We start from the raw sequence: 26,368 nt of genomic DNA, 5'->3' as shown, positions 1-26,368 counted from the left end.
AACCTTAAAGTCAAACGCTCCGCTCCCTGGTGTTTTCTCGTCAGTCGTGGCTTATTACAAGAACCCGCGTCCAGTAAGATTACCGGCATGCCCCCCGAGATTATTGGTTTGATCGAAGAGCCACATCTGCTGATCGCCGTTCTCTTGGTCGGCGCCTTTGGTGGTATGGCCGTCGAGCGGTTCTGTTCAAAGATACGACGGCAGGCGTGGCGGGAAAAGAACCGTTGGCGCTGGGACAGGAAGCGCGATTGGAGCAAAATAGATAACAGGCCGTTAGCGCCGAAGCCTGATCCAGTCACTCCAAAACAACCCGACGCTGCTGACCAATTACGCATCGTTATGGGGGCTCACTTCACGATACAGCCGCTCCTCAACAAGAGCGAAGCGCGCGTATTCCGGGAGCTCGACACCATAGTGATAGGCTGCAATCCCGGATGGCAGGTGATGGCACAAGTATCGTTAGGCGAAATTCTGCGCAGCAAGGACGCGGACGCCTACCGTTGCATCAACTCGAAACGGGTCGACCTGCTTCTGGTGAACGAGGACTGCCAGCCCCGACATGCGATCGAATACCAAGGCGGCGCCCATCACCAAGGTCTCGCCGCAGCGCGCGATGCTGTCAAGAAGGAGGCCCTACGAAGGGCAGGGATCGGTTATCACGAGGTTGTTGCCGGGCACACCACTCCTTCCGAGCTCAGGCGGCTGGTCGAGAAACTCGTAGACAAGCCAAAGGACGGCTGAGTATCTGCTACGCCAGGCTGAGTAGAGCTAAACACTATGTGCCCTGAAATCATTATCGCGGGAGATCGATCCGTTGCCAGCGATGCCGATCGGCGACGTACCGCCCTGTGCGTTAGCGAAGGCAGCGAGCGTCTCTATGGTTACGCCTTCCGGGACCCTAGTACGCATCAAACCGTTCAATCACACGTGCACCGTGACGTCGTGTCTCAAAGAACGCAAAGCCTTACTTGTACGGCCGTTGCGCGGTGGAAATTGGTTCGGCAGGGCCCAGCCTACTAGCTCGCCCATCGCGCTAATGCCGAAGTTTTCAATTCTTAACTTTGGGTCGTGCAAAGCATCCCACATGCGGCTAGGCAGTTCCTTCGCAGGGCCGCCGTAAAGTACATAATTCAAGGTCGCCACCGGTGACGGCCCACCTCTCTCTGGCTGCTTATAGATGTGTTTGGCCAAAGCGATCACTTTTTCGGACATGTTGTAAGGAGGGCCCTCCTGAAGACCCACCGCCCGGTTTGACACTCGGCGCGCGTATTCTATTGCAGCGTGGATGTGGGACAGAATCTCAGCAAATTCGCCCTCCGTAGTCGCCATGATGCGCTCGGCGCTTAGCATCTGACGAAGATATGGTGCCCACTTGTTAAGAGTGAGGTCTTCACCGTTTGGAGCTGACTTAAGAGATCGCCACCGAGACAAGGCTGTCTCTTCAGCCAAGCCGGGGTTTGTTTGGTGGCTTTTAAAATGCGTCTCGTAATCGGCTCGCCGACCATCGAACGTATTTTGATAGTAGTGCGCATGGAGAAACTGGTCAGCCTGAGCGCCCCAAGGTGCATCCTTGGCGACCCAACTTGGTCTATTCTCATCGGCGGAAACTTTTGCGGCCAGATCGCGGAGGAGTTGAAGCGTCTGCATCCACTCATTCAGAAACGCATCTCTCCTGAGGTCGAGGGCGGCTTTGCCTGAAACGTTCCCAAGCCCCTCCCATGGCTGCACGTAGTCGGTGTTCCAAAATTTCTTTGCAGCTTCGCGATCAATTGCGGCCTGTTTGTCCAAGGCGGCAGATCGTTGCTCGATCAAAGCGTAAAGCTCGTCGGTAAGTGGAGACGAGTGGGCATGAACAGCTTGGAAAAACAATTCAAGTTCCAGAGCCTTGTTGTCGCCTACCAACTCGTCGCCGTGAGGAAAACACCGACTTCGACATTCTTCCACCAAGCAGACTGGCTTAGATTAGCAGAACCGATGTAGACTCCAAATCCTCTCCACCAAATCACCTTTGGATGAAACTGTCTGACGAGTCTGCAAACGTAGTTTGGGGATTTGCGATCAAGGAAACGTTTAAGGATGTGTGGACTGATCGGGACGCCCTCATCAAAGCGCCCCCAAAACCGAAGAGGAATATCTCGCTTCCAACACCACTCAAAAAGAAGATCTTGGTCTGAAACATACGCTACGGCCGCGTCCACCCGTTCGGTCAGATTGGAGCCGTTTTTCAGTTCGGCCGCCGCGCTTTCAAGAATGTTTCGCAGGTAGCTCCCGTTGAGCCCGTTTAAAACCATCTTCAATTTGTCGTCCCCCGCCATCGCTTTCGTAGGACGCTAACCTTTACAAGTATAAGTTAATGGTCCGCCCATGCGACCGACATAAGTCGGACAGCGGCTGATCGCCGAGGCGGGTATGTTCAACTTCGAGGGTGCGATACGATGCCTGCCGATTACAGATTGTCGAAAGTCGTAATCAAAAATTTTCGCGGAATCGATTATTTTGAGCTCGAACTGCAACCAGGGTTTCCAACTGTCCTAATCGGAACTAACAACGCCGGTAAAACTACAGTGCTTAACGCCATTGCTTTGACGTTTCACCAAGCCGAGTTCTACAATTGGTCGCCCGCCGAAACTGACTACTCTGCGATTCGACGGGCAGCCGGTCAAAAGAATTTTTGGTTCAAGTCCATTTTCAAGCTGGCGGTGAACTGGCGCTGCCTGCCGTCCGGACAATCGGTGATGCAACGTTCGTTCACGGAGTCCAAGTCGTAGGTAAGACCAGCAGGGACGGCATTTTCAGCCATACTCGAACGCTGTTGGGAAAGGACGGTAAGTCCATCACGCTCAATCTTCGAACAAAGCAATCTGAGGCCGATAAGAAGGCCCTGGTCGATCAAAATGTCGGCTGGAAAACAGTGAACGCGAAGATAGACGAAGTCCGCGACCATCTGCCGGAAACCTGGTTCTTCAAGCCGGAGGACATAGAGGCTTCCCTTTACATCTGGAAGACCGGCCCGCTCGCGAAGCTGTCGAGGCATTTGGCAGAGCGGTTCATGAGCGACAGTTGGGAGATGGAGACCGTGAACGGTGATAAGCGGGAGATGCCAGCTACATTGGAGAATGGGTATCGGTTCTTCCAGAAAATTGTTGAGGCATTTCCCTTCTGGAAGGATGTCATGAAACCGGATCTGGAGAGGGTCTTCAGCGGCTACGTCGGGGGGCAGCCCGCATTGATCTTAAGACCAGCACTCAGTCGATCAAGGATTGGCTAGCGCAGCAGCTAATGATCTCGATGGCAACGGATCCGGAGAGCGCTCCAACGCCATTGCGAAGTATGGGCGACGGTTGGCAGAGTGTTATCCGTCTCGCTGCCCTGGAAGCCTTAACTCTTTACCCCGAGCTGATCCGAGAGCGAGTAGTTCTTTTGCTCGAAGAGCCAGAGACGCACCTGCATCCGCACCTTCGTCGAAAAATACGGAAAACCCTCGGCGACCTGGCGACGAAGGGATGGACCATTATCTACACTACGCACTCTTCCGAGCTTGTGTCATTCGAGGACAAGATGGCTATAACCCGCCTCGTCCGCACCAAAGGTAGCGTGTCGATGAGGACCGTCTACACGGACAAGATTGAAGCGCCGGCCAAACTTCAGTCCAAGCTTGACGACAATGGCTCCCACGACTTCCTTTTTGGAACGGCAGCAGTGTTCTGCGAAGGTCCATCCGATACCTTCAGCTTGAAATACGGAATGGAAAAGCTGGGCTTTGATCTTGATGGCCATGCGGTAAGCATCACCTTTTGTGGCAGCTGCACCGCCATTCCCTCGTTCGCCTACATCGCGTCCGCGCTGGGGATTCGCTGGTGTGCCTTGACTGACGAGGACCGGCTGCCCGACCAAACCGTTAAGCCGCAGATGGTGCGGCAGCGCGCGAATATTGAGAAGCACCGCACATCCTCTGACGCGCAGGTCATGTGGAAAGTCGATCTTGAAACTAGCCTGGGGATACTCAAAGGCGGAGCAAACTCTCGAATATCTTCGAGAAGCTGAACCTACCTGGATGGACGACGGACTTCCCAAAGTTCAAAGCGACACTGTCTGAGATCGCGACCTGGGTCGATCCTGAGATAAGGGTGTAGCTGAGGCAGCCGCGGATAGTTGCCCTTCTGCGCAGGCTCAGGTCCAGGCTGCCGGCAAAAGGTTCGGACACAAGAGTGCGCAAAGTCGAGGCTGTCAAGAAATCCAATGTGCTAGGCAGCCATTGTTTGCGAAAGTTGGCGTAGCCTTGAGAGGGGTTAGGGATGTGGCAATGGCTGTCAGAACTACAGGGTGCGCAAGCGAGCTTGCTAGGCTCGTTTGCCGGCTTTTTGTTCGGTATCTGCGCGCTTGTCGTCGGCGCACTCGTCAATTTTCGGCTAAACCGCAGAAGGGATGCCCTGCTTCGTGGTGAGGAAGCCGACTCGGTCGCTGCGGCCCTATACGGCGAGATCGTCCTCATTAGGAAGGAATTAGCACGAACGGCCAACATCGTGGCGAAGACTGAAATGAGAGGTGGTACGTTCGACAAACACTTCCTCGAGTTGACCCGACTTCAAGAGCCGTTGCTCTACAAGGCGCTCGCAAACAAATTGGGCCTGCTTGCCCCGGAGGTGGTTCTGGCAATTACCGACTTCCATGGCAATGTTGAACTCGCACGCGGCTGGCTTCCCCAGCTGGTAGAAAGTGATGATCGCAAGTTCAGCTACAGTCCGCTTACCGTCCTGGAGCCGGCAATAAAGGCGATCGATGGCGTTAAGCCGACGCTGGATCATACGCCAAAACAATGCGAATTGGACCGCCAGAAGATGATTTCGATCTCAGCAATCCCTATGCAATCGCCGAAAATGAAAGGGAAAAATTTGGAGAGAGATAGGCGCAATCTGTGGCAAAGGCGCACTTCAGGGAGACCTGGTGACGCCGCGATCCCATACGACTTCTTAACTTCGCGAACTCGTAACCGCGCGGTAACCATGGCCTTCTGAGCTGCCTAAGCCAACTGCGATTTCGACAACCCCGAAAACGAAAAAGCCGCGGCGAACCGCGGCTTTTCGATGGCTTGATTCCCCTTGGGGAAACTGGAGCGGGTGAAGCGATTCGAACGCTCGACCCCAACCTTGGCAAGGTTGTGCTCTACCCCTGAGCTACACCCGCTCGCGCGGCGTTTGGGCCGCAAGCCGAGCCTATATGGCTGAAGGGCGCGGCGATTGCAACAGGGAAGTCGCAGGTTTTTTGGCCGCACCCGGCGACGTAAACGAGCCTTCCCGGCGCGGATGGGAATGCAATCGGCAGCCTTGCTGCGCAATGGTCTTGTCTCGGCCGCGTCATTGGCCGTAAACGGCATGATCCAACCACGACAACAAGCCAAACCGCAACAACAAGAAAGTCCGACAAGAAACGACATGCCGAAAACCGAAGCCGAGCTTTTCGCCTTTCTCGCCGATCTCGGGATCGAGGTCTCGACGCTCCGCCATCCGCCGCTGTTCACGGTCGCCGATTCGCAGGCGCTGCGCGGGGAAATCGCCGGCGGGCATACCAAGAATCTGTTCCTCAAGGACAGGAAGGACAATTTCTTCCTGGTCAGCGTCGCTGAGGAGGCGGTGGTCGATCTCAAGCAGATCCACCAAATCATCGGCGCCGCCGGGCGCGTTTCCTTCGGCAAGCCGGAGATGCTGATGGAGCTTCTCGGCGTCGTACCGGGTGCGGTCACCGTGTTCGGCTTGATCAATGATACGCAGTTGCGGGTCAAGGTCGTTCTCGACCAGGAGTTGATGCGCCATGCCGTCATCAACGCCCATCCGCTGACCAACGAGGCAACGACATCGATCGCCGCCGCCGACCTGGTCAAATTCGTCGAGGCAACCGGGCATGATGCTGTTATCTTGAAAGTCACGGCATGATCGCCACATGGATGACGATAAACCGGCTTCTGAGTGAGAATTAAGGATGTTGCGCCGGGCTGGCGGCCGGGCGGCGACCGAAAGGGCACGAGATGAGCGACAACAATCAATTTGGCGGCCCGTTTGGCAGCAATGCCGGACAGTATGCCACCACTGTGCAGTATGGCGGCACTGACGCCACCCCCGCGAAAGTGGCGCTTGGCGACCCGCCTGTCGCTGCCGACGTCATCAAGGAGACGACGACCGCCACATTTGCCGCCGACGTCATCCAGGAATCGCGCCGTCAGCCGGTGCTCGTCGATTTCTGGGCGCCATGGTGCGGGCCCTGCAAGCAACTGACGCCGCTGCTGGAAAAGGCGGTCACCGCCGCCGGCGGCAAGGTCAAGCTGGTCAAGATGAACATCGACGACCATCCTTCGATCGCCGGACAGCTCGGCATCCAGTCGATACCGGCAGTCATCGCATTCAAGGACGGCCAGCCGGTCGACGGTTTTATGGGGGCCATTCCCGAGAGCCAGATCGCCGCCTTCATCCAGAAGGTCGGCGGCAAGGGCAATGGTGCGCCGCAGGTGGCCGAGGCGCTTGCCGCGGCCGCGGAGGCGCGCGTCGCCGGCGATGTGCATACCGCGGCGGACATTTTCGACGCGATCCTGGAACAGGCGCCGGAGACGATCGAAGCGATTGCCGGGCTGGGCGATCTGCTGTTCGAGGCCGGCGATGCCGAGGGCGCCGAAGCCGTGCTGGCGCGGGCGCCGGAAGCAAAAAAGGATGCGCCGCCGCTCGCCGCGGTGCGCGCCAAGATGGCGCTCGCCGTGCAGGCACAAGCACTTGGCAATCCGGCCGAGCTCGAGCGCCGCCTGGCTGAGAACCCCGGGGATCATCAGGCACGTTTCGAGCTTGCCATGATCCAGAACGCCAACGGCGAGCGCATGGCCGCAGCCGACAATCTGCTGGCGATCGTCAAAGCCGATCGCTCGTGGAACGACGACGGCGCCAAGACGCAGTTGCTGCAGTTCTTCGAGGCCTGGGGCATGACCGACGAGGCAACGCTGGCGGCACGGCGGAAATTGTCGTCGCTGCTGTTTTCCTGAGCCCGCACCAAGCTGTTTTTGCCTGATGGCCTTGCGGTCGACAATGGCTGCGCCAGATTAGGAGGCCTGACCGATCCGTTCTTCGCTTGCTGGCGATTATGCGCCAGGTTGCGAAAGGATGGGCGGGCTTGGTGCGCTTCTTGAGGGAGCGAGCGGAGGTTTGAAGTGCAGGCGGGAAACGCGCATTACCGGCTCGATACGGATTTGCCGCCGACGGTGCCGATCTTCCCGCTTGAAGGCGCCTTGCTGCTGCCGGGCGGCCGCATGCCGCTCAACATTTTCGAGCCGCGCTATCTGGAGATGGTCGATGAGGCGATCGCCGGATCGCGGCTGATCGGCGTCATACAGCCCAGCCTCGACGGCGCGCGGCGTCCCGACGGCGAGCCGGCGCTTTGCAATGTCGGCTGCGCCGGCCGTATCATCGCGCTTTCCGAGAGCGGCGACGGCCGCTACCTGATTTCGCTGCAAGGTGTGTGCCGGTTCCGCATCGTGCAGGAGCTTGTGGTCAAGACGCCCTTCCGCCAGTGCCGGTTTGCACCGTTTCTCACCGATCTCGACGAAGATCAAGCCGAGGCCGAGATCGACCGGCCGGCGCTGCTCAAGGCATTTCGCGCCTATTTGCAGGCCAATGATCTTGAAGCCGACTGGGAAAGCGTCAGCCGCGCCGAAAACGCCATGCTGGTCAATGCGCTGTCGATGATGGCGCCCTACGGGCCGGCCGAGAAACAGGCGCTGCTCGAAGCGGCGGACCTGAAGACACGCGCCGAAACGCTGATCGCCATTACCGAAATGGCGCTGGCACGCGAAAACGAGGATTTCGGGTCGAGTTTGCAGTAGAAGGCGCCTCCTTCTCCCCTTGTGGGAGAAGGTGGATCGGCGCGCAGCGCCGAGCCGGATGAGGGGTGTTGGACGGAGTGCCGGTGGTGCCAAGCTGGAGCACCCCTCATCCGTCGCCTTCGGCGACACCTTCTCCCACAAGGGGAGAAGGAAGAGCCGCGCGAGACCGGCAGCGATTGTCCCAGAGAAGGTAGACAAAAAATGGTGGATGGGCGTGAGGGAAAGAAGGCCAATGTCGACCCCAAGCTGCTGGAATTGCTGGCCTGCCCGCTGACCAAGGGTCCGCTTAGCTGGGATCCGGAGCGCAGCGAGCTCATCTCGAGGGTCGCACGGCTTGCCTATCCGGTGCGTGACGGCATTCCGATCATGCTGCCTTCGGAGGCACGCTCGCTCCCCTTCGACGACGGATTGCCGCCGCCGCGGTTGGGTGGGCCGTCCTGAAGCGTGGTGATCCTTCGCTGTCCCGCCGACACATCCCCTATTGAAAATTGCGCCCCTTGGGCATGACCCTTTCTGCCTTCCCCGCGATGTCCTGCCGGTCGTTTTGCACGACAGGGACATCGGGTTTCTCCTGCAAAAGCACGGACAGCCAGGGTGTCAGGTCCTCGACCTTGTCGGCGACGATATGGATGACGTCCGATTCCGACTGCAGTTTGCCGGTGACGCGGATCAGCCGCGCGCCCATGACAATGGGCCGGTAGCGGTTGAAGGTCCTTTCCCAAAAAATGACGTTGGCGACCGCCTGCTCGTCTTCCAGCGTCAGGAAAATCGCTTTGGCGTTGCCCGGCCGCTGCCGCACCAGGACAAGGCCGGCGACCGAAACGCGCTTGCCGTCCCGAACCTGGCCGAGGCGCGCATTGGGGGTGACGCCGGAACGGTCCAGCCGCTGGCGCAGAAAGGCCAACGGATGCGCCTTCAGCGACAGGCCGAGCGAACGGTAGTCGTGGACGACGTGCTCGCCGAGCGGCATTGTCGGCAGCCTGGTCTCGGGTTCGAGATCGCGCAAGCGGATCGCCGGCCGGTCGAACAGCGGCAGGGTCTCCGTGGCACTCCTGCCGTCGAGCGCGCGGACTGCCCACAGGGCGTCGCGGCGGTCGAGGCCGAGCGAACGGAAAGCGTCGGCTTGCGCCAGCTTCTCGATCTCGTCGACGTGGAGGCCCGAGCGCAGCCAGACATCGCGAACGGATGTGTAGCCGTCGCCGCGTCTGGCGACAAACACCTCCATGCGCTCCTTCGACAGGCCCTTGACCTGGCGAAAGCCCAGCCGGACGGCATGATTGGTCCGGATGATGCCGCGCATCTGGGCATGGCGGTCGAGGATGCGGGTTGGATCGAAAGGCACTTCCTCCAGCGCGCAGTCCCAACCGGAAAAATTGACGTCGACCTCGCGGATTTCAACGCCATGGTCGCGCGCGTCGCGGACAAGCTGAGCCGGCTGATAAAACCCCATCGGCTGGGAATTCAGGATCGCGGCGCAGAACACGTCGGGATAGAAGGTCTTGAACCAGCAGGAGGCATAAACCAGCAGGGCGAAGGAGGCGGCATGGCTTTCGGGAAAGCCATATTCGCCAAAACCCTCGATCTGCTTGAAGCAGCGCTCGGCGAAGTCCTTCTCGTAACCCCGCAAAATCATGCCGTCGACCATCCGCCTGCGATAATTGCCGATCGTGCCGGTGCGCTTGAAGGTGGCCATGGCGCGGCGCAGTTCATCGGCCTCGCCTGGCCTGAAGCCGCCGGCGACAATGGCGATCTTCATCGCCTGTTCCTGGAACAGCGGCACGCCCAGCGTCCTGCCGAGTATCTCTTCCAGTTCCGGCTTGGGATATTCGGGCTTTTCCTTGCCTTGCCGACGGCGCAGATAGGGGTGGACCATGTCGCCCTGGATCGGGCCGGGCCGGACGATCGCCACCTCGATGACGAGGTCATAGAATGTTTTCGGCTTGAGCCGCGGCAGCATCGACATCTGGGCGCGCGATTCGATCTGGAAGACGCCGATCGTGTCGGCGCGGCAGATCATGTCGTAGACATGTTTGTCCTCGGCAGGGAGGGTGGCCAGCACATAGGGCCGGCCAAAATCATCCCGTGCATCGGGATAATGATCTTCAAGCAGGGTGAAGGCGCGCTGCAGGCAGGTCAGCATGCCGAGCGCCAGCACGTCGACTTTGAGGATTTTCACCGCGTCGAGATCATCCTTGTCCCACTCGACCATCTTGCGCTCGTCCATCGCCGTCTTGATGATGGGCACGATCTCGTCGAGCCGATCCCTGGTAATGACGAAGCCGCCGACATGCTGCGACAGATGACGGGGAAAGCCCATGATCTCGTTGGCGCATTCGATCACCTGCCTTGTCGACGGATCGGTCTGATCGAGGCCGCCGGCCCTGGTCTCCTTTTCGCCGAGCTCCGAGGTCGACCAGCCCCAGATCGAGCTGGACAGCGCGCTCCTGACATCGTCCGACAGGCCCATCGCCTTGGCCACTTCGCGCATCGCCGACCGGCCCCGATAGCTGACGACGGCCGCGGCCAGCGCGGTGCGCTTGGCGCTGTATTTCGAGTAGATATACTGGATGACCTCCTCGCGCCTTTCATGCTCGAAGTCGACATCGATGTCGGGCGGCTCGTTTCTTTCCTCGGAAATGAAACGCTCGAAAAGCGAATCGATCCGCTCGGGCCCCACCTCGGTGATGCCGATGCAATAGCAGACCACCGAGTTGGCCGCGGAGCCACGTCCCTGGCAGAGTATGCCCTGGCTGCGGGCGAATTTGACGATGTCGTATACAGTCAGGAAATAGCGCGCGTAATTCAGGCGCTCGATCAAAGCGAGCTCCTCGCGGATGCGCCTGGTCACATCGGCGGGAACGCCCGAGGGGTAGCGTATCGCGGCTCCCTCCAGAGCCAGCCTTTCCAGTTCGGCCTGGGGCCCGAGGCCCGATTCCGTCGGTTCGTCGGGATAGTTGTATTGGAGGTCACTGAGAGAGAAGCTCAATTCGCCGGCAAAGTGCTGCGTTTGCGCCAGTGCCTGCGGATGCCGCCGGAACAGCCGCGCCATCTCCATTGGCGGCTTCAAATGGCGCTCGGCATTGGCCGCCAGTTCCAGCCCGGCTTCGGCAACAGGCACGTTGAGGCGGATCGCCGTCAGCACGTCCTGCAACCGGCGCCGTTCGGACGTATGGTAAAGAACGTCGTTGGTCGCCATCAGCGGAATGCCTGATGCCTCGGCCATGGCAGCCGCCTGCTCGATACGGTAGCGGTCGTTGCCGTGATAATCCGGCGAAACGGCAAGCCGCAGGGTCTTGCCGAAGCGATCTTTCAGGCGGCTGATCAGCCTGAGGTGATCCTCGGCCGGCGTCGACAGATCGGGCAGGATCGCCAGCGACATGCGATCGCCCCATTCGAAAAGGTCGTCGCGATAGAGCAGCGGTGCGCCCTTTTCGCTGTCGTCGCGCATATTGGCCTGCGTCAGCATGCGGCACAGATGGCCCCAGCCCTTGCGGTCCTGCGGATAGGCGAGAACGTCGGGCGTGCCATCGCAAAACACCAGGCGGCAGCCGGGATGACAGGAAAGACCTTCCACCTTGGCCTGCTGCCAGGCGCGCACGACGCCGGCCACCGTGTTGCGGTCGGCAAGCCCGATCGACGAAAAGCCCAAAAACTTTGCCGCGACCACCAGCTCCTCCGGTTTCGAGGCGCCGCGCAGGAACGAGAAATTCGACTGGATGCCGAATTCGGCATAGGGAACGACCGCCAGCGCATTCATGCGAAGACCCCATGCATGAACCAGCGCGGCGCCGCCTGCGAGGCGCCGTAGAGACCCTGGCGATAAAGCCAGTAACGGCGGCCGTCGCTATCCTCGATGCGGAAATAATCCCGGGTCGCTTCCTGCCCCGCTGCCTCCCGCCACCATTCCGCGGCGATGCGTTCCGGCCCTTCGGCGCGCGCCACCCGGTAGAGAGCCCGCCGCCAGCGGAAATTCATCGGCGGTCCCTCAGGCATTTCGGTGGCCGGCACCTCGATCGGTTCGGGCGAACGGAACAGCCGGATCGGCCGTTCCGGCGGAAAGACAGGCCTAGTGTCTTTCATCTTGCCCGGCTGCTTCGGCGCAGAGACCCTTTGCGGCGCCTCCGCATAGGGAAGCATGGCGACGGCGCGCTCGGGCAGATGACTCTCGACGGCGACCGGTTTCAAAACCGCGCTGTCGCCGAGCCGGGCGCGGATGCGGTCGGCGAAAAGCGCGATGTCGGCGCCGTCGTCGCGCGTCTCGCCGGTCAGATCCGCCTGCTGCATGTCGAAGGCCGCGGCCGACAGCACCGAGAGGCGCACGAGATCGAAGCCATAGCCGGCATCGATGTCCTGTTCGAGCGCGGCAAGCCTCTCGTGGAACAATTTCTGGATCAGCAACGGCTCGCGCAACGGCCGCGAGGTGCCGACGGCGATGCGGCTGACGGCGCCGTCCACGCGGAAAAGCAGCAGCGCCAGCCTTCTTGCGCCCTCGCCGCGGCGCTCGAGGTCCGCCTTCAATGTCGTCGCCAGCATTTTCACCAGCCGCTCTATTTCGTCGGTCAGCATGATCGGTTCGGCGAGATGGCGTTCGACCGAAAGCGGCGCCACCGGCAGGCGCGGCGACACCGCCTCGTCGAGGCGGCCGAGCGCCTGGTCGAGACGCAAAAGCAGCGATCTGCCGAAGCGGCGGGCCAGCGGCGCGCGCGGTGCTGCCATGACGGCGCCCGCCGTGCGCAGGCCGACGCTTTCCAGGCTGGCGCGGATGTCAGGCTCGATGCGCAGCGCCGCCAGCGGCAAGGGCGCGAGAAGCGCTTCCTCCTCGCCACCGGGGACGATGCGATCACCAGAAAACCGCGCTGCCGCCCAGGCTGCACCTGGTGTGGCGGCAAGGCCGGCGCGGACATCGAAACCCTGATGGAAAAAGCGCGACAGGATGTCGTCCAGCATCGCCCGTTCGCCGCCGAAAAGATGGGTGCAGCCGGTGACGTCGAGGAACAGGCCATCGGCTGCGTCGATCGCCACCAGCGGGGTGTAGCGGTCGCACCAGTCGGCGAGGCTTTCGAGCAGGCGGCGGTCGGCCTCGGGATCGGCTTCCACGACGTCGATCGACGGATGCATGGCGCGCGCGTCGGCTATGCCCATGCCGCGCTTCAGATGAAGCGCCTCAGCCCGCTCGTCGAGGGCGGCGATGCGCTGCGCGTTCGCCTGGCGATGGCTGATCACCAGCGGCAGGTGATCCGACGGCCGCGAACGCCAGGACCGCCCCAGACGCTGGCGCAGGATCCTTTCCGCGGCGAGATGCGGAAACCACAGGGACAGGATTCGCTGCCCGTTCTTGCCGTCTTTCCCCGGCCCTTCTTTCCTCGAAACTGCGTTCATCGGGGTTCCACTCCAGTGTGAATTGTCCTGGCAAGGCGGTGCGGCTCTTGCCGATGCTGACGGTGAAGGCGGGACGGCCGATCGAGCCGGCGAGCGGCCCGGCGATCGTCTGGCGTGGTGCCGACGGCGCCGCCGACAGGACGAGGCGGACGGGTGCCGCCGTCGGCTCGGGTTCGCCGGCCTGGCGCAGCAAAAACACCGGCCGGCCGGCGCTCTGTGCCCGGGCGTGCAGCCGCCGCGTCGCGGTGAGGTCCAGCCGCTGCGGACTGCCGCGGATTTCGAGGATGACGGCGGCGAGCGCCGTCATCCGGGCGGCCTCCTCGGCGGTCCACAGCGCATCGAGGAGCCTTGGCGCCTCGGAAAACAGCAATTGCTCCGGCTCGATGCCGAAAAGGCGATGAAGTCCTGTGGCATAGGGGAAGCCGGCCTCGCGGAAGATTTCCGCGGTGCCGATCCACAGGACCGGCAGTCGCGGCCCCTGTTTGAGGATCAGGCTGACGAGCGACAGGGCGAAGCCGGCGACGGCCCCGGCATCGCGGGTCGCGGCGCCATGGATCTCGCTCAGCGCCGCCTTCGGCAGGCCGCCGCCGAGCGCAGTATCGAGATCTTCGGCGCCGGTGCGCAGAAACGCATCGGGCGGCGCCACGGCGAGGCCGCGGCGGACGATTGTCAGATTCTTGGGCGTGATTTTTTTGGACGTGACATCAGCTGTTGGATTCCGGGGCGCATCAACGGGGGCTGCGGCCGGCGCCTGCAGGCGCTCGGGCAGCGTTCCCTCGATCTTCGCGATCTGGCGGCGCAGGGCAAAAACAGTCTCCCGCGCCACGGCGCTTGTCGCCATGACGGTCAGCTTCCACTCACAATTGTTCCTGTTATGTTCTAATAGATTCCAGAGGGCGGCCGAAGAGTCAAGCGGAGTCATGGGCGCAGTCATGAGGAATTTATTCCTGCCGCGCGTGGACGGCAACCCGGCCAATTGCCGAGTCCGGCGCGAAAGCCTATATGCCGGGATCAGAAGGACAAAGCATGGCCCGCATCTACAAAACCCGTACCTGGCACGACGAGCTTTCGCCGTCGATGGAGGAAATGGAGTTCCTGGCGCTAGAAGCTTACGCCCATCTGCCGGAGGAGTTTCGCAAGCTGACCGGCGAGATCGTCATCCAGATCGCCGAATTCCCGACCGACGAGATCATGGACGATTTGTCGCTGGAAACGCCTTTCGACCTGCTCGGCCTGTTCGAGGGGCGCGGCATCGCCGAGCGCTGGAATCCGCAGACCGGCGAGGGGCCGAACCGCGTCACGCTCTACCGCCGCGCCATCCTCGACTACTGGGCCGAGAACGAGGAGACGCTGGGCGACATCGTCACCCATGTGCTGATCCACGAGATCGGCCACCATTTCGGCCTGTCGGACGATGATATGGAGCGGATCGAAGAGGCAGCCGAGTAAAGGGATCGACGTCTCATTCCTTCGCGGCCCCCCTCTGTCCTGCCGGACATCTCCCCCTCAAGGGGGGAGACTGGCAGCTTTGGCCCGCACCGCACACGCTGCAACTCTGAAGATTGGCGAAAGCCGATGCGACATCCGATCTCCCCCCTTGAGGGGGAGATGTCCGGCAGGACAGAGGGGGGTGCTGGCCCGCCGACATCTGGAAGATGTTTATGCTCGATGCGATGTCACCAATCGCTGAGCTTGGTGCCAGGGCCGTATTCCTGGCCCTCGACATCCTTCACCACGGCCTGGCCGCAGCGCATGACCTTGGTCTGCTTGTCGTAGGAATAGGTTGGCGAGCCGAACAGGTGCCAGCCCTTGTTCAGCGCCGCCGTCACCTTGTGGCAGAAGCTGGAATCGTCCGGGCCGGACAGAAAGCGGTAGAGTTTCATTTTTCATTCCTGTGGTGGGTTGCGATCATGTCCCGCTGGCGCTGGCGGCCGCCTTCGCCAGCAGTTTCTCGGCCTGCGCCAGATGCAGCCGCTCGAGCATTTTTCCGTTCAGCGCAATGACTTGCCTGCCGGCATTTTCGGCAAGCGCGAAGGCCTCCTTGACCGCACGCGCCTCGGCCACGCCTTCGGCAGATGGTGCAAAGGCGCGGTTTGCGGCATCGATCTGGGCCGGGTGAATCAGCGATTTGCCGTCGAACCCCATGGCGGCTGCTTCCGTGCATTCGCGCGCAAAAGCGTCCAGATCACGAAAATCGTTGAAGACACCGTCAAGCAGGTCGAGGCCACCGGCGCGTGCTGCGAGCACCATCTGCATCAGCCATGGCGTGAGATAGCGCCGGTCGGGCGTAGCGAGAATGCCGGTGTCCTTGACCAGGTCGTTCGTTCCGGCAACGAAACAGACCAGCCGCGAGGCCGGATCGCGGCCAAGCTCGGCAATCGGGCCGATGTTGAGCAGCGCCTTGGGCGTCTCGATCATCGCCCACAGCTTCACCGCGTCGGGTGAAAAATTGTCGTCGAGGACGTCGCCGGCTTCCAGGACGTCGCGCGGCGTGTCGACCTTGGGCAGCAGGATGGCGTCGGGCTCGCAGCTTGCCGCCGCCAGCAAGTCCTTGGCGCCCCATTCGCTGGAGAGCGGGTTGATGCGCACGATCATTTCGCAGCGCAGGTTTGCGCGGTGAGCGAAAATATCAGCCAGTTTTTCGCGCGCAAAAACCTTGTCGGCCGGGGCGACGGCATCTTCGAGATCGATGATGACGGCATCGCAGGCCAGCGACGAGATCTTGGCCAGCGCCTTGTCGTTCGAGGCCGGGACGTAAAGCACCGAGCGGCGCGGGCGGCAGGTTTCAGTCATGCCTGATCTATGCCGCCTGGAGGCGATCGAAGCAAGCACACAGGGCAATCGCTTCGGGCAGTCATAGCTTGCATTGGATGCAAGCCAATCATCGAAGTTGGCGCCGCCCCTCATCGCCCTGCCGGGCACTTCTCCCCGTATAGGGACGGGGAGAAGTGGGTGGCGCAGCCTCGACGCCATTCTTGCAACGCTGGTGATTGGCGAAACCGGCGATGAGAGCACCCTCTCCCCGTTACTATACGGGGAGAGGATGCCGGCAGGCAGGTGAGGGGCAGCGCAAGAGCCCGGAAAGGGGTGACGGGGCGGATTCAAAGCTGAAGTGATTCCTGACCCTGCACAAAAACTGCACAACATTGCGGAAAATCTCCTCGGACCCGCCTCGCTGCCTGCATTTCGGCCGGCGAAAAGGGCGCATGCAAGAGCGCGAAAAGCCCCGTTGGTTCCTGCCCCTCCGCGATGACGGTTGCTGGCTCATCGATCCGCCGCGTTCGGCGACTCTCTTTCCCTTCATCCGCAAATCTCCGCCCCCCGGCCGGATCAAAGCCGCTGAGAAAACCCGATCATGACATCGCTGCTTACCGCCGCGCCGGGCACTTGCGCGCGCTTCGGCGTTGCCGTCCTGCTTGCCGCGCTGGCCGATTTCTTCTTCTATGGGCAGCCGGTCGGCATCACGCTCTTCCTGTTCGGCATGACGCTGGCCGCCGCGGCCGCGGCGCTCCAGCCGTCGGCGCTCGGCGCCGGCCGGGGCTGGTTCAAACCCGTTGGCCTGCTTGTCGGGCTACTGCCGTTCCTTGAAAATGTCAGCGCGCTGTCCGTCGCGATCGGGCTTGCGGCGCTGGCCGTCTTTACGCTTTCGCTGGTCGGGCGGCTGCGGCGCGGATTTGCCCGCATTGCCGGCCAGGTCGCGCTGTTCCTGCTCGCAGCGCCGTTTCGGTTCGTCCACGATTTCGTCCGCTGGCGCAAGGCGGCGCAGCGGCTTGGCCGGCGGCGCATCGGCTTTGCGGCGATCGCCGTCTGGATCATGCCGCTGACCCTGGGCGCAGTTTTTCTGGCGCTGTTCGGCGCCGCCAATCCGGTTATCGAGAACTGGCTGTCGCTGATCGATCTCCACGCACTGCTCGACCTCATCCAGCTGCCGCGGCTGGCCTTCTGGCTGCTCGTGCTTGCCGGCGTCTGGGCTTTTTTGCGGCCGCGCCTGCCGCGCTTCTTGCGCCGCATTGCGCATCGGGGGACACCTGTCCCTGTCAGCGGGGTGACGACAACGACAAAACCCGCCAGGGCGATCGAGGACATCATCTTCGGCAAGGCCGCCATCCTTCGCGCGCTGGTGGTCTTCAACATCCTGTTCGCGATGCAGACGGCGCTCGACGCCACCTATCTGTGGGGCGGCATCGCCCTGCCCGACGGGCTGACCTACGCCGCCTATGCGCATCGCGGCGCCTATCCGCTGATCGTCACGGCGCTGCTCGCCGCCGGTTTCGTGCTGGCGGCGCTCAGGCCGGGAAGTGCCACTTCCAGCGATCCGTTCATCCGCCGGCTGGTCTATGTCTGGGTGGCGCAGAACATCGTGCTGGTCATCTCGTCGATCCTGCGGCTTGAACTCTATGTCGGCATTTATGCGCTGACCTACTGGCGCGTCGCCGCCTTCGTCTGGATGGGGCTGGTGGCGGCGGGCCTTACCCTGATCATCGCCCGCATCGCGCTCGGAAAATCCAATGAATGGCTGCTTTCCGCCAATCTTCTGACGCTATCGGCGACGCTTTATGCCTGCTCGTTCATCAATTTTGCCGCCCTGATCGCCAACTACAATGTCGAGCACTCATTCGAAATGACCGGCCATGGAACCGAGCTCGATTTCTGGTACCTGCGTTCGCTCGGTCCCAGCGCCCGGCCGGCACTCGATCGCTTCCTCGAGCAGCAGGCCAGGACGAATGCGGCCAGCTTTTCCCCCTACCGCGAACTCGCCCGTTTGCTGGGACAGGACGAGGCCCGCTACCGCGCGGCCCAGGAAAACTGGCGCGCCTTGAGCTTTCGCGACTGGCGGCTCCTTCGCACTCTCGACACGTCTATCCCGTTCGTGGTTCCTCAGGGCTCCGAACCCTTCGTGCCGGGCCGCTGATCGATGCCGCATCACATCCTGATCGCCGACGATGATCCGCACATCCGCGAGATCATCTGTTTCGCGCTTGAAAAGGCCGGCATGAAAACGGTTGCGGTAGCCGACGGCGCCGCCGCCTTGCAGGCGATCGAGCGCCGCGCGCCCGACCTTGTCGTGCTCGACATCGGCATGCCGGAGATGGACGGGCTGGAGGTCTGCCGGCGGCTGCGGCACACATCCGATGTACCGGTGCTGTTCCTGTCGGCGCGTGATGAAGAAATCGATCGCATCCTCGGGCTCGAAATGGGTGGCGACGACTATGTCACCAAGCCGTTCAGCCCGCGCGAGCTGGTCGCCCGCGTCAACGTCATCCTGCGGCGTGCCCGCCCGGCAAAAGCCGAACCGGCCGACGACAGGCAATTTTTGCACGGCCGTCTGGCTTTGCTGCCGGCCAGCCACGCCGCCAGCTTCGACGGCAGGCCGCTGGTGTTGACCTCGATCGAATTCGCCATCCTGAAAGGGTTTCTGGCGCGCCCGGCGCATGTGCTTGGGCGCGACATGGTGATGGCCAATGCCTATGCCGGCAACATCCATGTCGCCGACCGCACCGTCGACAGCCATATCCGCAACATCCGCGCCAAGCTGGCGGCGGCCGGCTGCACGGATGCGATCGAGACCGTGCATGGCGTCGGCTTCCGGCTCGGCCGGTGCGGCGCGTGACCGCGCATAAATGGCGGCCGCGCCTCGCCACCATCGTTGTCGCCATCCTGATCATGGTGATGGCGCTGCCGCTGGTCGGCCTGTTCTTCTTCAGGCTCTACGAGAACCAGCTGATCCGCCAGACCGAGGCCGAGCTGATTGCGCAAGGTGCCGCCCTTGCCGCCATCCATGCGCAAGAGGTCCGCGACGCCGGCATCGCGGCTGAAAAGCTCGGCGCGGCCGTGCCTGCCGACAGCGACAATCCGGACTCTCCCTACCGGCCGATCGAGCCGCGTCTCGATCTCGCCTCCGACAGGGTTCTGGCGACACGGCCCGCGGCGACGGTCGCCACCGTCGATCCCGCCTTCACGGCGATCGGCGCGCGGCTGTCGGGTATTCTTGCCGAGACGCAGAAAACCACGCTTGCCGGCTTTCGGCTGCTCGATCCCAAAGGCGTCGTCATCGCCGGACGCGAGGAGATCGGCCTGTCGCTCGGCGCCGTCGGCGAGGTTCGCGCAGCACTTGCCGGCCGCTATGCCAGCGCGCTCAGGCAGAGGATATCAGACGAGCCGCCACCTTCGCTCTATTCGGTCAGCCGCGGCACGAGAGTCCGCGTCTTCGTCGCAATGCCGGTCGCCGTCGCCGGCAAGGTCGCCGGCGTCGTCTATCTGTCGCGGACGCCGAACAACATCGTCAAGCATCTTTATGGCGAGCGCGGCAAGGTGGTGCTGGCGGCGATCGCCATCCTCGGCGGCACGCTGCTCATCGGCCTGATCTTCCTTCGCACCGTCAGCCGGCCGATCTACGCGCTGATGGAGCGGACAAAGCGCATCGCCGCCGGTGATCGAGCAGCGATCAGGCCACTCGACCATCATGGCACGCGCGAGATGGCAGCGCTGTCCGACGCTTTCCTCGAGATGGCCGAAAAGCTGCATGCGCGCTCCGACAGTATCCAGACCTTCGCCACCCATGTCTCGCACGAGCTCAAATCGCCGCTGACGGCGATCCAGGGGGCGGCCGAACTGCTGCGCGATTCAGGTAGCGCAATGGACGAGGCCGAGCGGCGGCGGTTTTCAGACAATATCGTCACCGACGCCGGGCGGCTCAATCTGCTGGTGCGTCGTCTGCTCGACCTGGCGCGCGCCGAAAATCTTGCGCCCAGCGGCGAAAGCACGTCGCTCACTGCGGCCCTGGCGCTGTTGCCGACCGAGGACAGGCTGGCGCTTCGGGTCGAGGCGGGCGGCGAGACCGGCCTGCGCATCTCGGCCGAGAACGCAGCGATCGTGCTCGCCAATCTCATCGACAATTCGGCAAGGCATGGCGCGACGATGGTTTCGATCACGGCGGCGAGCGCAGGCGGCAAGGCGACGATCCAGGTGAGCGACGACGGCGCCGGCATTTCGCCGAGCAACCGCGCGCGTATTTTCGAGCCATTCTTCACCACACGCCGCGATTGCGGCGGCACCGGCATGGGCCTCGGCATCGTTCTGGCCCTGCTGAAAGCGCATGATGGCACGATCCGCCTGGTTGACTCCGAGCGCGGCACGCGCTTCGAGATCATCTTGCCGGCTGTATGAATTGCAGCATGATCGTTTCAGAAAACCGGCTTCGGGATCATGCTTCAGAACTGGAGAAGCGAAAAAGTGCGCTACGACGTCATCATCATCGGCGGAGCCATCGTCGGCTCCTCGATCGCCTATTATTTGCGCGCGGAAGGGTTTTCGGGCTCGATCGCGCTGGTCGAGCGCGACCCGCAGTTTGCCCATGCGGCGACGACGCTGTCCTGCGCTTCGATCCGCCAGCAGTTTTCGATTCCGCAAAACATCCGGCTGTCGCAGTTCACGCTGAAACTGTTCCGGCGGCTGACGGAAGAGTTCGGGGCCGACGCCGATATAGGTTTTCGCGAAGGCGGCTACCTCATCCTTGCCGGCGAGAACGGGTTGCCGATCCTTGAGGCCAACCACCAGACGCAGTTGGCCGAGGGCGCCGACATCGTGCTTGAGGATGCGGAGGCGCTCGTCCGCCGGTTTGCATGGCTGTCGGCCGAGGGCATCACCGCCGGCGCCTATGGCCGCAGCGGCGAGGGCTGGTTCGACGCGCATGCCATGCTGATGCTGTTCCGCAAGGCGCTGCGCGACAAAAAGATCGATTTCATCACCGCCGACGTGACCGGCATCGAACGGCAGGGCGACCGTGTCACCGGCGTCAGCCTCGACAATGGCGAAAGGCTCGACGCCGGCATCGTCGTCAACGCCGCCGGGCCGAATGCCGGAAAAGTCTCGGCAATGGCCGGACTGGTGCTGCCGGTGGAACCGCGCAAGCGCAATGTCTTCATCTTCGAGGCGCGCGAGAAATATGACGACATGCCGCTGCTGGTCGATCCCTCAGGCATCTATGTCCGGCCAGAAGGCTCGATCTACATCACCGGCGGCGCCGAACCGGAAGACGGCGACGGCCCCGCCGATCCCAGCGATTTCGAGCCCGACTGGCCGCTGTTCGAAGAGGTAATCTGGCCAGTGCTGGCGACCCGCATTCCGGCCTTCGAGGCGATCAAGGCGACGCGCGCCTGGGCCGGCCATTACGATTACAACACGCTCGACCAAAACGCGGTGATCGGCCCGCATCCGCAGGTGCAGAATTTTCTCTTCGCCAATGGTTTTTCCGGCCACGGCCTGCAGCAGGCGCCGGCGGTCGGCAAGGCGCTGGCCGAGCTGATCGTGCATGGCGGCTACCGCACGGTGGACTGCTCGGCGTTTGGGTACAGCCGTGTCGCTGAGGGGCGGGCTTTCAGGGAGTTGAATGTGATCTGACGCTGGCGGGCATCAAAGGGTTCCGCACCGCAAGGCCAGCCGTCAGCGCTCGCGGCCAAACCAGAACGCGTCCGCCATCCGCGTCATGCCGATCCGTTCGTAGAAGCCGACGGCGTCGGGCACGGAGATCAGTGACATGGCGACGGATGGCCCGAGCTGCCGCCGCGCTTCGTCGAGCAGGCCCTTGCCGATGCCGAGCCCTTGCGCCGATTTGCAGACGGCGAGCTCGGAAATATAGCACACCCACGAGAAGTCGGTGATGCCTCGGGCGAGGCCAATCAGCGGCTTGCCAGGCGCATCGAGGCGCGCCGTCAACACCAGATCTGCATTGGCAAGCATCGCCTTCAGACGGACGTCGTCATCGATGGGCCGAGTGACGCCGAGGCCGGATTCCACCAGCACGCGGCGGAACTCGGCTGCGTCGAGGTTCGGTTCGGTGGCGTAGAGTACTTTGGGACGTGTTGTCATGCCGGCCAAGGTGCACCATAGGGCGGCAACTTTGAAGCCGTCCGTGCTCTAGGACCAAAGCTTGCGAAAACAGCCGCCTTTTATTTGCCTGCAGCTTTGTATAAACCGGGCGCCAATACATCCCCGCAGCGAAAAGAAGACGGGCAAGACCTATGGAAAAATTCACCAAGCTCACCGGCGTTGCCGCGCCGATGCCGATCGTCAATGTTGACACCGACATGATCATTCCCAAGGATTATCTCAAGACGATCAAGCGCACCGGGCTCGGCAGCGGACTGTTTGCCGAAATGCGCTACACGGACGACGGCTCGGAAAACCCCGACTTCGTGCTCAACAAGCCGGCCTACCGCAAGGCGCAGATCTTGGTCGCCGGCGACAATTTCGGCTGCGGCTCGTCGCGCGAGCATGCGCCGTGGGCGCTGCTCGACTTCGGCATACGCTGCGTCATTTCGACCTCGTTCGCCGACATTTTCTACAACAACTGCTTCAAGAACGGCATCCTGCCGATCACCGTCAGCCCGGAGGATCTGGACAAGCTGATGGACGACGCCTCGCGCGGCTCCAACGCAACGCTGTCGATCGACCTCGAAGCCAAGGAAATCCGCGGACCGGACGGCGGCGTGGTCAAGTTCGACCTCGACGACTTCAAGCGGCACTGCCTCTTGAACGGGCTCGACGATATCGGCCTGACCATGGAGAAGGCCGACGCCATCGCCTCGTTCGAGAAGAAGAACGCCGAGCTGCGGCCCTGGGCCTGAACGGTAGGATGACCCCGGCCGCGACAGGCCGGGTTCGTGGCGGCTGAACGGAGGGACAGGCATGACACGTTCGCTGCTTGCCGGCGCCTGGGCGCTGGCGTGGATTCTGATGCCGGTGGCTGGCGCGCATGCACAGACCGACACGGTGCTCGTGCCGGCTGACGATGCGTCCGGCGGGGCCGCCGACCTGGGCGCGTCGAGCAATGCGGCCCTGGCCGAGGATGACGGCCAAGCACCGGTCCCGTTCGAGAATGGGCAGCTGACCATCACCCAGCAGGAAGACTATGGCGAGAAGGTGCTGGCTTATGACGGCAAGCAGCTGGCGCGCAATTACGATGTCTTCTTCGACAGGATTGTCGAGGTCGGCGGCGTTACGGTGGCGCTGGTCGATGTCGGCGACGGCGGCAATCAATGCGGTCCGGCCAAGGTGATCGTGTGGAAGCCGGAAGGCGGCACGATCCAGACGACCACCGTCGAGCAGGACGAATGCGGCGCACCGCCGGCCGCGCTATCCGACGGCGCCATCTATTTCGTGCCCAATCTCTTGCCGGGCGAATCGAAGCCGGCGCTGCAATGGTCGCCGACCGGCGGGTTGTCGACCTCGGGCAACCTCGCCTACATGCCGGAGCCGGGTACAGGCTGGAAAGATGTCGACCCGGAGAAATACGACAGCATCGTCGATGCCTTCCATAACGAGGCCGTCTACAGGCAAGCCGCGTCGCTGCTCGGCAAGGAGATGCCCGACATGGCGACCAGCCTGCTGGTCGGCGGCGGCACCGAGAAAACCACCTCGGGCGTCTTCCACGCCAGCGGCTGCATCCCGCATGATTGCGGCGGCGACGACGGCTTCATGGCGATCGATTCGGCCAACCACAAGCTCTATTTCGCGCGCCGCGGCGACAAGACCGAGCCGGATGCGTGGCCGGCTGTGAACACGTGGCCCCCGGACGTGAGGGAAGCGATGGACAAGGCGCTCGGCTCGCCGAATTAGCTTCTCTGCTTCATGCCTTCGTTCGCAAGGCGGGGCCGAGCGGCGGCAGTCGTACTCAGACCATCGACAAAAAAGCCCGGCGCATCGCCGGGCTTTCCGTCGAATAGAGACTTGTATCACTCGCCGTCGATCGCCGTGGCGATGCGGGCGATGGCCTGTTGATAGTTGCTCGCGTCATTCCAGCCGGCAATTGCACCGAGATTCGCCTGTGCGCTGGCACCCGCCTGCCAACCATGAGCCTTGAGGAAGTTGGCGGTGGAAGCCAACGCAGTGGCCTTGTCGCGCAGATTTCCGCTGCCGACCCCGTATTTCAAGACATTTCCGGGCAGGAACTGTGTATGGCCAATCTCGCCATGCATGGCGCCGACCGACGAGGCGCTCAACGCGCCGCGATCAACCAGTTTCAGGGCTGCAACAGCATGCGGGTAGAAGAACTCCGGGCGGCGGCAATCATAGGCGAGCGTTACAATGGCAGAGACCGTATTCTGCTTGCCCAAGAAGGAACCGAAGCCGGTCTCCATCCCCCAGATGGCGAGCAACACACCCGGCGTCACGCCGTAGGTCCGTTCGATCTTGTCGAACAGCGCCGCGTTCGACTTCTTCAGTGAACGGCCCTTGGAAATGATCGTGGACGCGCCACGGCGCTTCATGAAAGCATCCACCGAGCCACCGAAAGCCTTGTGGATAGCGCGGTCGGCGGCGATCGTCCTTTTTGCGTAGGTCGCACTAGCCAGAGCGGCCAGACCCTTCGAGCCTACACCGCTGGCCCTTGCTTCCTGCGCGAACTCCGCCTTCCACGCTTCGAAGCCCGCGCCCGTTTTGCCGCATTGGGCGGCCTGTGCCGCTGTTGCCGCCGCAAGCATCATCGATGCCGCCGCCGCTAAAATCTTTGCCTTGGCAAAAAATGCCATGTTGCTCTCCTGGTTGCCTGGATCTTGTCCCAAATACGAATTTGCCAGCGAAACGCCCGCTTGTCACCGTTGGAGCGATTTGCGCCCACTTGGACGCAGACGCTCCAACACTTTACAATCTGCGCATCGTGCTTTCCGAAAATCGGCACCGATTTTCGAGCCGATGCGCTAAGAACTCGTTTACGCATCCTCGCCGCAGCGCTGGCGAATGCCGGACAACTTGCTTACGATCAAGTAATTATTGTGGCGGGGGGCTAGAATATTCATGGAAGACGTTGACGTCGTGGTCATCGGCGCCGGTTCGGCGGGACTTTCCGCCGCCAGGACCCTGCGTACGGCCGGCCTTTCCTTCAAGCTGGTCGAAGCGATGAACCGTATCGGCGGCCGCGCCTGGACCAGCGACCAGCATTTCGGTGTTCCTTTCGACATCGGCTGCGCCTGGCTGCACGCGGCCGACCGCAATCCCTACTTTCCCGAGGCGCAAGCCGCTCGCTGGACGCTCCATCATCACGACATGAATGTCGATCATCTCTACTATCGCAACCGAAAGGCGAGCGAGGACGAAGAGGCCGCGATGAAGGCGGCCGATATCAGGCTGTTCGAGCTGCTGGCGGCGCATGAGGTCAAGGTTGGTGACGACGACCGTCTTTCGGCCCTGCTCGCCAAAGGCCATGCGCCGCGCGCCGCCGCCACCTTTGCCGGGCCGATGGACTTTGGCGCCGACGAGGACGAGATATCGATCCGCGACTTTCAGGCTGCCGCCGATCTCGATCCGAACTACTTCACCAAGGAGGGGTTCGGCGCGCTGGTCGCCCGTTTCGGCGCCGACGTGCCGGTCGAGCTGTCGACGCCGGTGCGGAAAATCCTCTGGGACGTGCCCGGCGTCGCCTGCGTCACCGATCGCGGCATCATCCGCGCCAAAGCGGTCATCGTCACCGCCTCGCCGGCGGTGCTCGCCTTCGAGGAGATCGAATTCGCGCCGGCGCTGCCAGACAGGCATTTCGCTGCCTTCTTCGACCTGCCGATGGGCATGCTGACCAAGCTGCCGGTTGAGATCAGGGGCACAAGGCTCGGGCTGGCGCCGTTCGACGACCTGCTGATCGAGCGGCTGGCCAGGCACGACATCTACTTCCTTTGCTTTCCCTTCGACCTCGACCTGATGGTCGGCTTCGTTGGCGGCGATTTCGCCTGGGAGATGTCGGCGGCGGGCGAGGCGGCAGGCGTCGACTTCGTCGTCGACCGGCTGTGCGCCATCTTCGGCGGCGACGTCAGAAAACATGTCGGGCGCGCCATGATGACCAATTGGGGCGGCGAGCGGTTCGTGCGCGGCGCCTATGCGGCGGCCCGACCCGGCCGTTCGCAGGCGCGCGCCACGCTGATGCAACCAGTGGCGGAAAAAATCTTCTTCGCCGGCGAGCATCTGGCCGGTCCGCTGATGCAGACCTGCGGTGGCGCCAGGCTGTCGGGCGAGGCGGTGGCGAAAACGGTCGCCGCCCAGCTTGCGGCAAAATAGCAACAGCAGGAACGCCGGCCGCCGACAGGCGTTTGGGCGATATGCCGCTGCGCACTATATCCGGGCCTGATGATTTGAGACTTGGTGATT

General features: G+C 62.3%; 26 protein-coding genes and 1 tRNA gene. 17 read left to right on the top strand and 10 right to left on the bottom strand.

Annotation, left to right across the window (positions count from 1 at the left end; genetic code table 11):
- Nucleotides 1–87: 87 nt before the first annotated feature.
- Nucleotides 88–741: a DUF2726 domain-containing protein gene (locus tag AC0L2M_RS27065; RefSeq protein ID WP_473530548.1), complete on the top strand. Its 654-nt coding sequence runs from the start codon at nucleotides 88–90 to the stop codon at nucleotides 739–741.
- Nucleotides 742–921: 180 nt separating this feature from the next.
- Here AC0L2M_RS27065 and AC0L2M_RS27060 read toward each other — a convergent pair whose 3' ends face one another.
- Entirely contained in the window at nucleotides 922–1,902 is a 981-nt protein-coding gene (locus tag AC0L2M_RS27060; RefSeq protein WP_473536355.1) for a phospholipase D family protein, read from the bottom strand.
- Nucleotides 1,896–2,291 (bottom strand): phospholipase D family protein, encoded by a 396-nt coding sequence (locus tag AC0L2M_RS27055; RefSeq protein WP_473536376.1) that lies wholly within the window; start codon nucleotides 2,289–2,291, stop codon nucleotides 1,896–1,898. Before AC0L2M_RS27055 ends, AC0L2M_RS27060 begins: the two co-directional genes overlap by 7 nt.
- A gap of 144 nt (nucleotides 2,292–2,435) precedes the next feature.
- On the opposite strand from AC0L2M_RS27055, the gene AC0L2M_RS27050 reads away from it, so the two are divergent.
- The 4 genes from AC0L2M_RS27050 to AC0L2M_RS27035 all read left to right on the top strand — a co-directional run bounded on the left by AC0L2M_RS27050 (nucleotide 2,436) and on the right by AC0L2M_RS27035 (nucleotide 5,015).
- A complete protein-coding gene (locus AC0L2M_RS27050; RefSeq protein WP_473536354.1) occupies nucleotides 2,436–2,768 on the top strand; it encodes an AAA family ATPase in 333 nt (110 codons plus the stop codon).
- Between the two features lie 44 nt (nucleotides 2,769–2,812).
- Nucleotides 2,813–3,268, top strand: coding sequence for a hypothetical protein (locus tag AC0L2M_RS27045; protein ID WP_473536353.1), 456 nt, complete (start codon nucleotides 2,813–2,815; stop codon nucleotides 3,266–3,268).
- 11 nt (nucleotides 3,269–3,279) lie between these two features.
- Nucleotides 3,280–4,044, top strand: coding sequence for an ATP-dependent nuclease (locus AC0L2M_RS27040; protein ID WP_473536352.1), 765 nt, complete (start codon nucleotides 3,280–3,282; stop codon nucleotides 4,042–4,044).
- Between the two features lie 251 nt (nucleotides 4,045–4,295).
- A complete protein-coding gene (locus tag AC0L2M_RS27035; protein WP_473536351.1) occupies nucleotides 4,296–5,015 on the top strand; it encodes a hypothetical protein in 720 nt (239 codons plus the stop codon).
- Between the two features lie 94 nt (nucleotides 5,016–5,109).
- Here AC0L2M_RS27035 and AC0L2M_RS27030 read toward each other — a convergent pair.
- Nucleotides 5,110–5,184 (bottom strand) — tRNA-Gly (locus AC0L2M_RS27030).
- Between the two features lie 248 nt (nucleotides 5,185–5,432).
- Between AC0L2M_RS27030 and AC0L2M_RS27025 the strand changes: the two genes are divergently transcribed.
- The 4 genes from AC0L2M_RS27025 (at nucleotide 5,433) to AC0L2M_RS27010 (ending at nucleotide 8,299) form a co-directional block, all read left to right on the top strand.
- Nucleotides 5,433–5,930 (top strand): prolyl-tRNA synthetase associated domain-containing protein, encoded by a 498-nt coding sequence (locus AC0L2M_RS27025; RefSeq protein ID WP_287250584.1) that lies wholly within the window; start codon nucleotides 5,433–5,435, stop codon nucleotides 5,928–5,930.
- Between the two features lie 92 nt (nucleotides 5,931–6,022).
- Nucleotides 6,023–7,021: a thioredoxin gene (trxA, locus tag AC0L2M_RS27020; RefSeq protein WP_473536350.1), complete on the top strand. Its 999-nt coding sequence runs from the start codon at nucleotides 6,023–6,025 to the stop codon at nucleotides 7,019–7,021.
- Between the two features lie 165 nt (nucleotides 7,022–7,186).
- Nucleotides 7,187–7,858, top strand: coding sequence for an LON peptidase substrate-binding domain-containing protein (locus tag AC0L2M_RS27015; RefSeq protein ID WP_128187761.1), 672 nt, complete (start codon nucleotides 7,187–7,189; stop codon nucleotides 7,856–7,858).
- Nucleotides 7,859–8,059: 201 nt separating this feature from the next.
- On the top strand, nucleotides 8,060–8,299 hold the full coding sequence (locus tag AC0L2M_RS27010) for a Trm112 family protein (protein ID WP_128170053.1): 240 nt from the start codon (nucleotides 8,060–8,062) through the stop codon (nucleotides 8,297–8,299).
- A gap of 37 nt (nucleotides 8,300–8,336) precedes the next feature.
- Here AC0L2M_RS27010 and AC0L2M_RS27005 read toward each other — a convergent pair whose 3' ends face one another.
- From AC0L2M_RS27005 to AC0L2M_RS26995, 3 genes are read right to left on the bottom strand one after another with little or no spacing between them, the layout of a single operon-like run.
- The gene (locus AC0L2M_RS27005) at nucleotides 8,337–11,615 is read right to left on the bottom strand and encodes an error-prone DNA polymerase (protein WP_473536349.1); all 3,279 of its coding nucleotides are present in this window, start codon (nucleotides 11,613–11,615) and stop codon (nucleotides 8,337–8,339) included.
- Nucleotides 11,612–13,081 (bottom strand): DUF6504 family protein, encoded by a 1,470-nt coding sequence (locus AC0L2M_RS27000; protein WP_473536348.1) that lies wholly within the window; start codon nucleotides 13,079–13,081, stop codon nucleotides 11,612–11,614. Before AC0L2M_RS27000 ends, AC0L2M_RS27005 begins: the two co-directional genes overlap by 4 nt.
- Nucleotides 13,023–14,078 carry an ImuA family protein gene (locus tag AC0L2M_RS26995; protein ID WP_473536347.1) on the bottom strand — a complete coding sequence of 352 codons (1,056 nt, stop codon included), beginning with the start codon at nucleotides 14,076–14,078 and terminating at the stop codon, nucleotides 13,023–13,025. Before AC0L2M_RS26995 ends, AC0L2M_RS27000 begins: the two co-directional genes overlap by 59 nt.
- Before the next feature lie 185 nt (nucleotides 14,079–14,263).
- On the opposite strand from AC0L2M_RS26995, the gene AC0L2M_RS26990 reads away from it, so the two are divergent.
- Nucleotides 14,264–14,686 carry a metallopeptidase family protein gene (locus AC0L2M_RS26990; protein ID WP_023802719.1) on the top strand — a complete coding sequence of 141 codons (423 nt, stop codon included), beginning with the start codon at nucleotides 14,264–14,266 and terminating at the stop codon, nucleotides 14,684–14,686.
- 227 nt (nucleotides 14,687–14,913) lie between these two features.
- On the opposite strand, the gene AC0L2M_RS26985 is transcribed toward AC0L2M_RS26990, so the two are convergent.
- Both AC0L2M_RS26985 and AC0L2M_RS26980 read right to left on the bottom strand, forming a co-directional pair.
- Nucleotides 14,914–15,120, bottom strand: a complete 207-nt coding sequence (locus AC0L2M_RS26985; protein ID WP_023804277.1) for a DUF1737 domain-containing protein — start codon at nucleotides 15,118–15,120, stop codon at nucleotides 14,914–14,916.
- A 25-nt stretch (nucleotides 15,121–15,145) separates the two neighbouring features.
- Nucleotides 15,146–16,030, bottom strand: coding sequence for an HpcH/HpaI aldolase/citrate lyase family protein (locus tag AC0L2M_RS26980; protein WP_473536346.1), 885 nt, complete (start codon nucleotides 16,028–16,030; stop codon nucleotides 15,146–15,148).
- A gap of 562 nt (nucleotides 16,031–16,592) precedes the next feature.
- On the opposite strand from AC0L2M_RS26980, the gene AC0L2M_RS26975 reads away from it, so the two are divergent.
- The 4 genes from AC0L2M_RS26975 to AC0L2M_RS26960 all read left to right on the top strand — a co-directional run bounded on the left by AC0L2M_RS26975 (nucleotide 16,593) and on the right by AC0L2M_RS26960 (nucleotide 21,637).
- Nucleotides 16,593–18,149 carry a DUF4153 domain-containing protein gene (locus AC0L2M_RS26975; RefSeq protein ID WP_473536345.1) on the top strand — a complete coding sequence of 519 codons (1,557 nt, stop codon included), beginning with the start codon at nucleotides 16,593–16,595 and terminating at the stop codon, nucleotides 18,147–18,149.
- Between the two features lie 3 nt (nucleotides 18,150–18,152).
- Nucleotides 18,153–18,848 (top strand): response regulator transcription factor, encoded by a 696-nt coding sequence (locus AC0L2M_RS26970; RefSeq protein ID WP_128245785.1) that lies wholly within the window; start codon nucleotides 18,153–18,155, stop codon nucleotides 18,846–18,848.
- Nucleotides 18,849–18,907: 59 nt separating this feature from the next.
- Complete coding sequence (locus tag AC0L2M_RS26965; RefSeq protein WP_473536375.1) at nucleotides 18,908–20,404, top strand: ATP-binding protein; 1,497 nt, start codon at nucleotides 18,908–18,910, stop codon at nucleotides 20,402–20,404.
- Between the two features lie 66 nt (nucleotides 20,405–20,470).
- On the top strand, nucleotides 20,471–21,637 hold the full coding sequence (locus tag AC0L2M_RS26960; protein ID WP_128245786.1) for an NAD(P)/FAD-dependent oxidoreductase: 1,167 nt from the start codon (nucleotides 20,471–20,473) through the stop codon (nucleotides 21,635–21,637).
- 42 nt (nucleotides 21,638–21,679) lie between these two features.
- Here the strand turns inward: AC0L2M_RS26960 and AC0L2M_RS26955 are convergent, their stop codons facing one another.
- Nucleotides 21,680–22,105, bottom strand: coding sequence for a GNAT family N-acetyltransferase (locus tag AC0L2M_RS26955; protein WP_023803775.1), 426 nt, complete (start codon nucleotides 22,103–22,105; stop codon nucleotides 21,680–21,682).
- Nucleotides 22,106–22,257: 152 nt separating this feature from the next.
- Here AC0L2M_RS26955 and leuD point away from each other — a divergent pair, with 152 nt between their 5' ends.
- Both leuD and AC0L2M_RS26945 read left to right on the top strand, forming a co-directional pair.
- Nucleotides 22,258–22,863 (top strand): 3-isopropylmalate dehydratase small subunit, encoded by a 606-nt coding sequence (gene leuD / locus AC0L2M_RS26950; protein WP_023803774.1) that lies wholly within the window; start codon nucleotides 22,258–22,260, stop codon nucleotides 22,861–22,863.
- 61 nt (nucleotides 22,864–22,924) lie between these two features.
- Nucleotides 22,925–23,854 (top strand): hypothetical protein, encoded by a 930-nt coding sequence (locus tag AC0L2M_RS26945; RefSeq protein WP_473536344.1) that lies wholly within the window; start codon nucleotides 22,925–22,927, stop codon nucleotides 23,852–23,854.
- A 116-nt stretch (nucleotides 23,855–23,970) separates the two neighbouring features.
- Here AC0L2M_RS26945 and AC0L2M_RS26940 read toward each other — a convergent pair whose 3' ends face one another.
- Complete coding sequence (locus AC0L2M_RS26940) at nucleotides 23,971–24,765, bottom strand: lytic murein transglycosylase (RefSeq protein ID WP_023803772.1); 795 nt, start codon at nucleotides 24,763–24,765, stop codon at nucleotides 23,971–23,973.
- 265 nt (nucleotides 24,766–25,030) lie between these two features.
- Here AC0L2M_RS26940 and AC0L2M_RS26935 point away from each other — a divergent pair, with 265 nt between their 5' ends.
- A complete protein-coding gene (locus AC0L2M_RS26935) occupies nucleotides 25,031–26,278 on the top strand; it encodes a flavin monoamine oxidase family protein (protein ID WP_473530378.1) in 1,248 nt (415 codons plus the stop codon).
- Nucleotides 26,279–26,368: the final 90 nt, after the last annotated feature.

Source organism: Mesorhizobium sp. WSM4806 (assembly GCF_055811635.1).
This window is presented reverse-complemented; position numbering and strand designations above follow the sequence as displayed.